Source organism: Micromonospora sp. CPCC 205546 (genome assembly GCF_036902715.1).
Classification (GTDB): domain Bacteria; phylum Actinomycetota; class Actinomycetes; order Mycobacteriales; family Micromonosporaceae; genus Micromonospora.
Genome location: NZ_JBAKHL010000021.1, coordinates 92,396 through 102,162 on the forward strand (window position 1 = coordinate 92,396; position 9,767 = coordinate 102,162).

Here is a 9,767-nt window from a genome sequence, read left to right on the forward strand (position 1 = left end):
AAACCGGCCACCACGGGATCACGCGCGAGGCTGCGACGGAGTAACGTACGTCACCGGAGAGGCCGCTCCCCCCGTGGCGGCCTCTCCCTTACTTTTCCGCCGGCTCCGCCGCGGCAGCGGCCGGCACGACCGGGTGCCGCAGCCCGGGGTGACCGGCGGGCAACGACCGGCGCACCACCACCCAGCTCACCGCGAGCACCGCCGCCACCAGCGGCCAGGACAGCGCGACCCGGGCCACCGTCAGCGCGACCACCTGACCGCCGAGCCACAGCGGCAGGAACACCGCCACCCGCAGCACGTAGGACACCGCCCACACCCAGCTGCCCCGGCCGTACGCGCGCAGCAGCGCCCGGTCCCGCCGCCACCGCGTCCGCTGACCGAGCACCGCGCCCACCACCACCCCGAGCAGCGGCCAGCGCACCACGATGCTGACCACCCAGGCCAGCGTGCTCGCCGCGTTCGACAGCAGTTGGACGAGGAAGAAGTCCTCGGCGCGACCGGTGCGCACCGCGACCACCGCGGCCACGCAGACGGCCAGCAGCCCGACCAGCACCGAACGCGGCCGGTCGCCCCGGTGCAGCCGCCAGCCGGCCAGCGCGGCGCCGGTGAGCACCGCCGCGCCCACCCCGGCGGAGAGCGAGTGCCCGCCGAGCAGCCAACCGATCCCGAACGCCACCGGTGGCAGGCTGGCGTCGACCGCGCCCCGGCGCCCGCCGAGCAGGTCCGCGAGCGTCTCCGGCCGGTCCGCCGGGGTCGCCGCACCGTCCGGTGTACGCCTCACCGCACCCTCCTCACGTCCGCCACCAACCTAGCCGTCCACCGGCGGCAGGCCACCCGGTGGCCGGCGCGCGCCTGCCGCTACGGTGTGCGGGTGCGAGCGACGGCGAGGGGTTGGACCGCGGTCTGGTTGGTCGTCCTGGCGATCGTCCAGGCGGCAGCCTTCCTGGCGGTGTGGCGGGTCGCCGTGCACGTCGAGATCGGCCAGTGGGTCGACACCGTCGCCCTGACCGGCAACCGGATCGGACAGGACCGCATCGAGGATCCGGTGGACCGGATCCTCAACGCCATGTCGGTCGTCTCACTGCTGGCGGCGACCGCGGTGATCGGCTTCATCGCCCTGATCCGGGGCCGGATCGCCCTGGCCGTCACGGCCACCCTGCTGATCGCCGGGGCCAACGCCACCACCCAGGTGCTCAAGTACGGCCTGACCCGACCCGACTTCGGCATCGACCCCGAGCGGATCTACGCCGGCAACAGCCTGCCCAGCGGGCACGCCACCGTCGCCGCGTCCGTCGCGGTGGCCCTGGTGCTGGTGCTGCCCCGCACCGTACGGGTCTTCGGCGCGTTCCTCGGCGCCGGCTACGCCGCGATCGCCGGCGTGGCCACCCTCTCCGCGGGCTGGCACCGGCCCAGCGACGCGGTGGCCGCGTTCCTGGTGGTCGGGGTCTGGGCGGCGCTGGCCGGGCTGATGCTGCTGATCACCCAGCGGGAACAGGCGCAGGTGGAGTCGGCCGACGCCCACCGGGTCGCCGCGACGGTGCTCGGCGTCGGCGGCCTGCTGGCGGTGGTGGCCTGCGGCGTCGCCCTCGGCTGGCTGGTCGACCTGCGCGGCACCGCGCCCAGCGAGCTGGCCCGCCGGCCACTGCTCGTCGGCTACGCCGGCACTGCCGCCGGGATCGTCGGCACGATGGGTGTGGTGATGGCCTTGGTGCTCGTCGCCGTGCACCGGCTGGTGCCCCGGGTCAAGGGCTGACCGCTCAACGGGAGTAGGTGCCCACCATCGTCCCGCTCGCGACGTCCCGCTCGACGAGCAGGCGGTGCACCTCGTCCGCCCGCGGCGTCTCGGGCAGCTTTAGCGGCCGGTCCAGCGCGTAGAGCCGGAAGAAGTACCGGTGGGGATCGTCGCCCCGGGGCGGGTGCGGGCCACCCCACCCGGTCGTGCCGAAGCCGTTGGGCCACTCGCGCCCGTCCAGGGGCACGCCGCCCTCCGGCGCCCCTCCGGCGCTCGGCGCGATCCCGGTCACCAGCCAGTGCAGGAACGGCGTCCTGCCCGCGTCCGGGTCCTCCACGAGCAGGACCAGCTCGGCCGCCGACTCCGGCACCCGCTCCCACTCCAGCGGGGGCGAGACGTTGCCGCCCTCCTTCGAGAAGCGGCTCGGCAGCATGTCGTGGTCGTTGAACGCGGTGCTGCGCAGCATGATCCCGGCCATCCCTGGCGCTCCTCTCGTCGGCCCGCCGCGCGTACCCGCCGGGTGGGCCCCGAAACGGCCCGCGCCGGGTGTGAGAGGGTCGGGCGGACGGGGGAGGGGACCGGTGGAGGGCGTACGGGCGGCGTTCCGCGACGAGTGCGAGCGCCTCGGCGAGGTGCTGCGCGGCGTCGACGAGGCGGACCTGGACCGCCCGACCGGCTGCCGGCCGTGGACCGTAGGCGAACTGCTGGCCCACGTACGCACCGGCGCGGGCCGGCTGGTCGACATGCTCGCCGCGCCGGCCCCGCCCCGCGCCGAGGTCGACGCCGCCACCTACTACGGCGCCGCCAAGTTCACCTCGCCAGTGGACGCCGCCCGCGTCGACGCCGGCCGGCGGGAGGCCCGGGAACTGGACGGTCCGGCCCTGGTGGCCGACTTCGACCGGGCCTGGCGGGCCGCCCTCGACGCCGTCGACGCCGCACCGTCGGGTCGGGTGGTACGCACTCGGCACGGCGACGCGATGGCGCTCGGCGAGTTCCTGCGTACCCGCGTGGTGGAGGTCGGCGTGCACGGCCTGGACCTGGCGGCGGCGCTCGACCGGCGGCCGTGGCTGACGCCCACCGCGGCGGAGGTCGTCGCCGACCTGCTCACCGGCGGGCGGGCGGTCCCGCCCGGGCTGGGCTGGGACCGGCTCACGCTGATCCGCAAGGCGACCGGCCGGGCCACCCTCACGGTCCGCGAGCGGGCCGTCGTCGACGCCGCCGGCTTGCGCTGGCTCTCCTTCGGCGGCTGATCCGGGCCCCGATCCTGGCCCGGGCCCATGGGCGCCGTGCCGCGCGGCCCGCCTCGGGGACAGCCCGGCGTGTGGGTCAGGCGTCGGCGCCGAGCGGGTCCGGCTCGGGGCGCGGGGCGGGCACGTGCGGGACGGCCTTGCGCAGGTGGTCCAACACGACCGGGTCGATGCGGCCGGGCACCAGGCGCTCCTCCAGGTTCTCCAGGCCCGCCCAGGAGAAGAGCGCCTCCTCCGGGCCCGCCGGATCGACCGGATGCCCGAGCGCGCTCAGCAGCGCGCCGACCTCGGCGGCGACCGCGCCCGTCAGGTCGAGCAGGGTGGCCGGGTCGGGCCGGGTGAACAGCAGGGTGTGCACCGCGAGCAGCCGACCCAGCTCGGTCACCGGGTCGGGATGGTCGTCGACCCGCAGGTCGACCAGGACGTCGCCGGTGCCGTCGTAGCCGCCGCCGCGCTCGACCACCAGCAGCCCGGCGCTCTGCCGGCCGCGGCGGTCGCCGCCGGCCTGGTCCCCGGCGCGCAGCGCGGCCAGCAGCCGGTCGGCGAACGGCAGCGCGGCCCCGCCCAGCCAGGCGTCGCGGACCGCGTCGATGACCTGCGGACCGGCCAGGATGTTGCCCTGCGCGGCCCAGCCGTCCCCGGACTGGCCCCCGGCCCAGGGGTGGCAGGCGGGGCCGGTCCAGGTCGCGCCGGCGCCCGTGGCGGCGACCACACCGAGCTGGCGATGGTCCCGGTCCGGGTCGGCGGCCACCAGCCCGGCCACCACGTGGGCGGCAGCCACCCCGGTGCGCAGCAGCGTCAGCCCCTGCGGCCGGTAGGCGAGGTTGACGTGGGCCTGGGTGGCGAGCGCGCCGACCTCGGCCTCGGCGGCCGGCACCAGCGCACCGGCGGCCAGGAACCTGCTCGCCACGACGACGCCGTGGCGGCGGCCGTCGGCGGAGCGGGCGACGAGCGAGAAGGTCACGCATGGAGAGTATCTCCCGCCGCTGCGTACATATCCCTAGGCTTCGATGGGTGTGGGATCCTCGGCGGGATCTTGCTCTGCGGCACGGCGAGCGGGCACCATCGACCGATGACGACGCGATGGGGCATGACCGTGCCGCTGGACGGCATCCCGCTCGCCGAGCACGCCGCGATCTACGCGGCCCTCGACCGGGCCGGCTTCACCGACGTGTGGTCCTCGGAGGTCAACGGGGCCGACGCGTTCACCCCCCTGGCGCTCGCCGCCGCCTGGCAACCCCGGCTGCGCCTGGGCACCGCGATCACGCCGGTCTTCACCCGGGGCCCGGGCCTGCTGGCCATGAGCGCGGCGGCGCTGGCCGACGCCGCCCCCGGCCGGTTCGCGCTCGGCATCGGCGCGTCCTCGCCGGTCGTCGTCGGCAACTGGAACGCCGTGCCGTTCGACGAGCCGTTCCGGCGCACCCGCGACGTGCTGCGGTTCCTGCGTGCGGCGCTGGCCGGGGAGACCGTCGACGAGGAGTACGACACCTTCGCCGTGCGCCGCTTCACCCTGGACCGCAGGCCCGCCGTGCCACCGCCCGTACTGCTCGCCGCGCTGCGCCCGGGGATGCTGCGCCTGGCCGGCGCCGAGGCCGACGGGGTCATCCTCAACTGGCTCGCCGCCACCGACGTGCCCCGGGCGCTGGCCGAGGTGGGCGAGCGGCGGCCCGGCTTCGAGGTGGTCGCCAGGATCTTCGTCTGCCCGACCGAGGACGCCACGCACGCCCGCGCCCTGGGCCGCCGGCTGATCACCAGCTACCTCACCGTCCCCGCGTACGCCGAGTTCCACCGCTGGCTGGGCCGGGAGGAGGCGCTGGCGCCGATGTGGCGGGCCTGGGCCGCGAGGGACCGGCGCGGCGCGGGCGCGGCGGTGCCCGACGAGGTCGTCGACGCGCTGGTGCTGCACGGCTCGCCGGAGCACTGCCGCGAGCAGGTGCGCCGCTACGCCGAGGCCGGCGTGGACGTGCCGGTGCTGGCCCTGCTGCCCACCCCCGAGCTCGCCGCCGGCGGCGCGGCGGCGCTGGGGGACCTGATCTCGCGCCTGGGTGGGGGTGGATCGCGGTGAACCTGACCGACCGGGTGGTGGTGATAACCGGCGGGGCCGGCGGGATCGGCTCCGCCCTGGCCCGGCGCTTCGCCGCCGAGGGCGCCGCCGCCGTGGTGGTGGCCGACCTCGACGCCGACGCGGCCCGCGCCGTGGCCGACGGCCTCGGCCCGGTGGCCCACGCCGCCGGGCTGGACGTCACCGACGAGGAGCAGGTCCGCGCGCTGGTCGCCGACACCGAGCAGCGGTACGGGCGCATCGACCTGTTCTGCGCCAACGCGGGCGTCACCTCCGGCGGCGGGATGGAGGTCGACGACGCCGGCTGGGACCGCGCCTGGCGGGTCAACGTGCTCTCCCACGTCTACGCGGCCCGCGCGGTGCTGCCGGCGATGCTCGCCCGGGGCGGCGGCCACCTGCTGCACACCTGCTCGGCGGCGGGCGTGCTGACGTCGGTCGGCGACGCCCCGTACGCCACGACCAAGCACGCCGCCGTGGGCTTCGCCGAGTGGCTCTCCGTCACCTACCGCGACCAGGGCGTCCGGATCAGCGCGCTGTGCCCGCAGGGGGTGGACACGCCCATGCTCGCCGACGGGCTGGCCGCCGGTCACCTGGGCGCCCGCGTCGTGGCCGCCTCCGGCGCGGTGCTCACCGCCGACGAGGTCGCCGACGCGGTGGTCGCCGGTCTCGCCGAGGAGCGCTTCCTGATCCTGCCGCACCCCGAGGTCGCCGACTACGCCCGCCGCAAGGCGGAGGACCCGGACGGCTGGCAGTCCGGCCTGCGCAAACTCGTCCGCCGCCTGCGGGGCTGACCCCCCGTGGGCAGCAGGGGAACCGTGGCTCTTCCTGCTCCCCCCGTCGGATAGGCAACCGCTCGGTCGCGTATCCGACTGTCTGATGTGGACGGCGCGGTGACATGGCGGCGGCGGCAAGGTCGGGGCAGGGTGGCAGGTGCCCAATCGTCATTCGGGAAGTCGGGCCCTCACAGGTGGGAAGGTGCGCATGGCGTCCACGAATCACGACAACGATCCCGCATGGTGGAAGTCGGGTGCGTTCAAGGGCGCCCTCGCTGCCGGGATCATCACTTCGCTCATCGCCGGAGTCTTCACTGTCGTCGCGGCCGCGGTCCCGCTCTGGCCCTTCGCCGGTGAGTCCACCGACGCTCAGAACGGCACCGTGACCCAGAGCCCTCAAGCCTCCGGTTCCAGCGACGGGAGTCCGGTTGCCCCGTTCACTTCTCCGCCCGCGCCTACCGGAGAGGCTTCGGCGTCGCCGTCAGGCAGCGGTTCGGCAGAGGACGCCGCTGTCCGGTACCTGGCCGACATGGAAGCCGTGCAGGGCAGTTCGAACGTTCACGTGTCGAAGTTGTACGACGGTCGCGTGACCCGGGAATTCAACAGCAGCATCCTGGCGTCGATCAACATGTTCAGATCCAAGTACACCTACGTCTACACGGTCGACGGTGACTGGAAGTTCTTCCGGGCGACCATAGGCATCGACGTCGGCTCGAAGCCGGGCGCGGAGGTGCACTTCCGCGTGTATCTCAACGACGTGGCGGTCGATTCGGGGTACGTCCTCACGATGCAGGAGACGAAAGAGCTGGTCATCCCAGTCGCCGGCAAGAGTCAGATCAAGCTGGTCACGACCGCACAGAAGAGCGGTGGCGTCGGGAACAGCGGTCGGGCGACATGGGGAGACGCGCGTTTCACGATGGAGTGAACGTAGGTGCCGAGCGATGCGGGCAGAACCGTAGCGGAGTGGCAGCGACCGCGCCGGTGCGACCAGCTGAGGCCGGCAGCGCTGTCCTGGCGTCCCGGCCATGACGTACGGGCCGATTTCCGTGCCCGCCCGCAGACCCGGCAGGACGACCCGCCCGGCAGCAGCCCCTCGCAGGGCCCGTGCCGCAGCGCCGTTCACAGGCGGACGATCTGACCCACGCGCGGTGGTGTCCGGCCGGCGAGGACCTCCGACCAGGCGCGCTCCAGGGCGTCGGGCCCGGATCCGACCCGCACGTCGAGCCAGCCGCCCACGACTCCCGTGAACCGTCGCCAGGCGTCGGTGAACCGCTGGTCGAGCCCGTCGCGGCCCCAGTCCTGGCGGCGCTTGCGCATCTGCACCGGGGCGAAGAACACCTCCCCGGCGGCGTCGGCGTTCGGGGTCCGGGTGGTGAGTCCGACCGCCACGTCGCGTACGAGCCGGTCGCCGAGGCGCCGCCGCAGGGCCGCCCGGGTCGCGGGCGCCCCCGACAGGTCGAGGTAGACGGTCGGTACGGCGTCGAGGGCGTCGATCTCGTCGTAGGTGAGGACGTCGTCGTAGCACCCGAGTGACCGGGTGAACGCGAGGTTGCCGGGGGAGGTGAGCCCGACCAGGCGCGGGCCGCGGCCGTGCAACTCGAACGCGGCGGCGTACGCGGTCTTGCTGGACGCCGACGACAGCACCAGCGCCTGCGCCCCGTGGAAGTCGTTGTCGACGACCTGGTCGGCCAGCATGAAGGAGGTGAAGAACAGCGGCCGGAACAGGACCAGCAGGTCCTCCTGGTCTTCCCGGTACGCCGGGTCGCCCATGGTCGACCGGTAGACGTTGTACGGCGAGGGCAGGTCGGCCCGGTGCGCGCTCGCGTCGCGGAACCCGGAGGCGTCCACCCGGTCCGGCCGCAGCAGGAGGTGACCCGCCGGCGGGAGGTAGCCGTAGACCCGCTGCCCGGCCGCGACCCCGTCGACCGTCGACTCGACCACCTCCGCGAAGCCCCACAGCGGCGGCAGCCCCCACCGCGGACCGAGCCCACGGGGGCCGGGCGGGAAGAACTGCCAGTAGCGCATCGCGTCGCCGAGCACGGCGTAGGTCACGTTGTTGGCGGTGAGGCCGACGCGGTCGACCCGCAGCAGTGCCTCGCCGTCGGCGAGGGCGGGCGTCGTGCCCTCGACGAGCGTGGTCCGGCTGAGGTCGTCACGAGCGACGGCGAAGGTCCAGGAAGCAGGCATGGGCAGACGCTAAGCAGACCGCAGCGCCGAGACAAGTGCACTGTGAGTGCAAAATCCCACTCGCCGGCCGGGTTGACGGCACACCGGCTCAGCGGGGCCAGCGCAGGGGACCGGGGCGCACCGACCAGACGAGCCGGCGCCACCAGGGGCGGGCGGCGCGCAGCGCGGCGACGTAGTCGCCGGCCGTCGCCACCGCCCGGGCCGCCTGCTCGGCGCTGGCCGTACCCGGGGCGAACGCCGTCTGGTTGAGCAGCCCCGCCAACTCCTCGACGTCCGCCTCGAGGGGGAGGACGGCACGGGCGCGGGCGGCGACCTCGGATGCGGAGAGGTCCCCGCCGACCGGGTGACCGGCCAGCCGCAGCGCGTCGGTGACCTCCCGCCAGGCGCCGGCGATGCGCTGGCCGGGGTCGCCCCGCTCCAGCCGCCCCCGGGTCAGCGACCGGCGCATCAGCAGCAACGTGAGCAGCGCGGCCACGACCAGCAGCAGCATGCCGCCCGTCCCGCCGCCGACCAGCAGCGCCGCCGGCGGCCCACCGGACTCGGCCGGGCGGCCCGGCGCCGCCGCCGGCTCCGGGGTCGCGGTCGGCCCGACCGTGGGCTCCGGCACCTCCGACGGGGGCGGCTCCTCCGGCGTCGGGCGGAAGTCCTCCTCCACCGGTCGCGGCTCCTCGTCGGGCCGGGGCAGCGGGTCGAACGGCACCCAGCCCAGCCCCTCGAAGAGCACCTCCGGCCAGGCGTACGCGTCGCCGGCCCGGACCGGCCCGTCACCGGCGGCGCGGAAGCCCACCACGACCCGGGTCGGCAGGCCGGTCAGCCGGCCCAGCACGGCGAACGCCGCCGCGAACTGCTCGGAGGTGCCCCGCTGGCCGCCCGCGTCGCGGGGTCCGAAGAGGAAGAAGTTCAGGTTCGGGTACGCGTGCCCGCTCGGCGCGTCCGCCACGAGCCGGTAGTGCTCGGCGAGGAACTGCTCCACGGCGGCGGCCCGCGCGTACGGGGCGCCGTTGGACTCGGCGAGCTGGGCGGCGAGGCGGCGCAGCGGATCGGGCACCCCGTCGGCGACCCGCAGCACCCGGGCCACCTCCTCGCCGGCCGGTACGTCCGCCGTGGCGAGCAGGTTGGCGTCCGGCGTCTCCAGCGCCGACGTCACGCGGTAACGCAGCCCCGGGGTCAGGCCCTCCGGTCGGATCAGCGTCCCGGTCGTCGGGTCGTACGCCACCCGGGCCCCGGTGACCTCGCGCGGGGTGGCGACGGCGGGCAGCAGCCGGCCGCTCAGCCCGGCGACGGTGATCTCCTGTCGTACGGTCTCCACCGTGCTGTCGGGCGCCGGTGCCGTCACGGGCAGGATCCGCCCCGCGTTGCGGTAGGTCGCGCCGACCCGCCAGGTCACCCCGTCGTAGTCGCTGAGCACCGCCAGCCGGACCGGCGCCGGACGGCCACCGGCGTCCGGCCCCGGCGCGTCCCCCGGCTCGGGGGCCGGGGGACCCGGGCGCTGCGTGCGTACGTCGAGCAGTTGCTGACCCGGGTTCAGCGCCCAGCCGGAGATGCGGATGAGCGGGTTCTCGTCGAGGGTCTCCACCTGCGGGGGCTCGACGTACCGCCGAGGGTCCACCGGCCGGCCGTCGACCTGGCCGGCGAGCAGCGGACCGAGCAGCGCGACCAGCCCGACGACCACCGCGAGGCCGGCGGCGGAGGCCGCGGCGAGCCGGGCCCGGACGGCGGCGCGGACGGCCGGCGCCAGCCCGGCGGTCGCGTCGGCGCCCGCGGGG

General features: G+C 75.5%; 10 protein-coding genes. 5 read left to right on the plus strand and 5 right to left on the minus strand.

Annotated elements, in window-relative coordinates:
- Positions 1 to 88: 88 nt before the first annotated feature.
- Positions 89 to 781, minus strand: coding sequence for a DUF3159 domain-containing protein (locus tag V6U77_RS13040; RefSeq protein ID WP_334606549.1), 693 nt, complete (start codon positions 779 to 781; stop codon positions 89 to 91).
- 84 nt (positions 782 to 865) lie between these two features.
- On the opposite strand from V6U77_RS13040, the gene V6U77_RS13045 reads away from it, so the two are divergent.
- The gene (locus tag V6U77_RS13045) at positions 866 to 1,753 is read left to right on the plus strand and encodes a phosphatase PAP2 family protein (protein ID WP_334606551.1); all 888 of its coding nucleotides are present in this window, start codon (positions 866 to 868) and stop codon (positions 1,751 to 1,753) included.
- Positions 1,754 to 1,757: 4 nt separating this feature from the next.
- On the opposite strand, the gene V6U77_RS13050 is transcribed toward V6U77_RS13045, so the two are convergent.
- Positions 1,758 to 2,210 (minus strand): YbhB/YbcL family Raf kinase inhibitor-like protein, encoded by a 453-nt coding sequence (locus V6U77_RS13050; RefSeq protein ID WP_334606552.1) that lies wholly within the window; start codon positions 2,208 to 2,210, stop codon positions 1,758 to 1,760.
- Positions 2,211 to 2,313: 103 nt separating this feature from the next.
- Here V6U77_RS13050 and V6U77_RS13055 point away from each other — a divergent pair, with 103 nt between their 5' ends.
- Positions 2,314 to 2,982, plus strand: coding sequence for a maleylpyruvate isomerase N-terminal domain-containing protein (locus V6U77_RS13055; RefSeq protein ID WP_334606553.1), 669 nt, complete (start codon positions 2,314 to 2,316; stop codon positions 2,980 to 2,982).
- A 76-nt stretch (positions 2,983 to 3,058) separates the two neighbouring features.
- Here the strand turns inward: V6U77_RS13055 and V6U77_RS13060 are convergent, their stop codons facing one another.
- Positions 3,059 to 3,943 (minus strand): DUF1028 domain-containing protein, encoded by an 885-nt coding sequence (locus V6U77_RS13060; RefSeq protein WP_334606554.1) that lies wholly within the window; start codon positions 3,941 to 3,943, stop codon positions 3,059 to 3,061.
- Positions 3,944 to 4,069: 126 nt separating this feature from the next.
- Between V6U77_RS13060 and V6U77_RS13065 the strand changes: the two genes are divergently transcribed.
- The 3 genes from V6U77_RS13065 (at position 4,070) to V6U77_RS13075 (ending at position 6,739) form a co-directional block, all read left to right on the plus strand.
- On the plus strand, positions 4,070 to 5,044 hold the full coding sequence (locus tag V6U77_RS13065; RefSeq protein WP_334606565.1) for an LLM class F420-dependent oxidoreductase: 975 nt from the start codon (positions 4,070 to 4,072) through the stop codon (positions 5,042 to 5,044).
- A complete protein-coding gene (locus V6U77_RS13070; protein WP_334606555.1) occupies positions 5,041 to 5,832 on the plus strand; it encodes an SDR family oxidoreductase in 792 nt (263 codons plus the stop codon). The genes V6U77_RS13065 and V6U77_RS13070 overlap by 4 nt, the downstream gene beginning before the upstream one ends.
- 190 nt (positions 5,833 to 6,022) lie before the next feature.
- The gene (locus V6U77_RS13075; protein WP_334606556.1) at positions 6,023 to 6,739 is read left to right on the plus strand and encodes an NPCBM/NEW2 domain-containing protein; all 717 of its coding nucleotides are present in this window, start codon (positions 6,023 to 6,025) and stop codon (positions 6,737 to 6,739) included.
- 194 nt (positions 6,740 to 6,933) lie between these two features.
- Here V6U77_RS13075 and V6U77_RS13080 read toward each other — a convergent pair whose 3' ends face one another.
- Both V6U77_RS13080 and V6U77_RS13085 read right to left on the minus strand, forming a co-directional pair.
- The gene (locus V6U77_RS13080; protein WP_334606557.1) at positions 6,934 to 8,001 is read right to left on the minus strand and encodes a DUF2855 family protein; all 1,068 of its coding nucleotides are present in this window, start codon (positions 7,999 to 8,001) and stop codon (positions 6,934 to 6,936) included.
- An 88-nt stretch (positions 8,002 to 8,089) separates the two neighbouring features.
- A partial coding sequence (locus tag V6U77_RS13085; protein WP_334606558.1) for a DUF3488 and transglutaminase-like domain-containing protein occupies positions 8,090 to 9,767 on the minus strand: 1,678 nt, incomplete at its 5' end.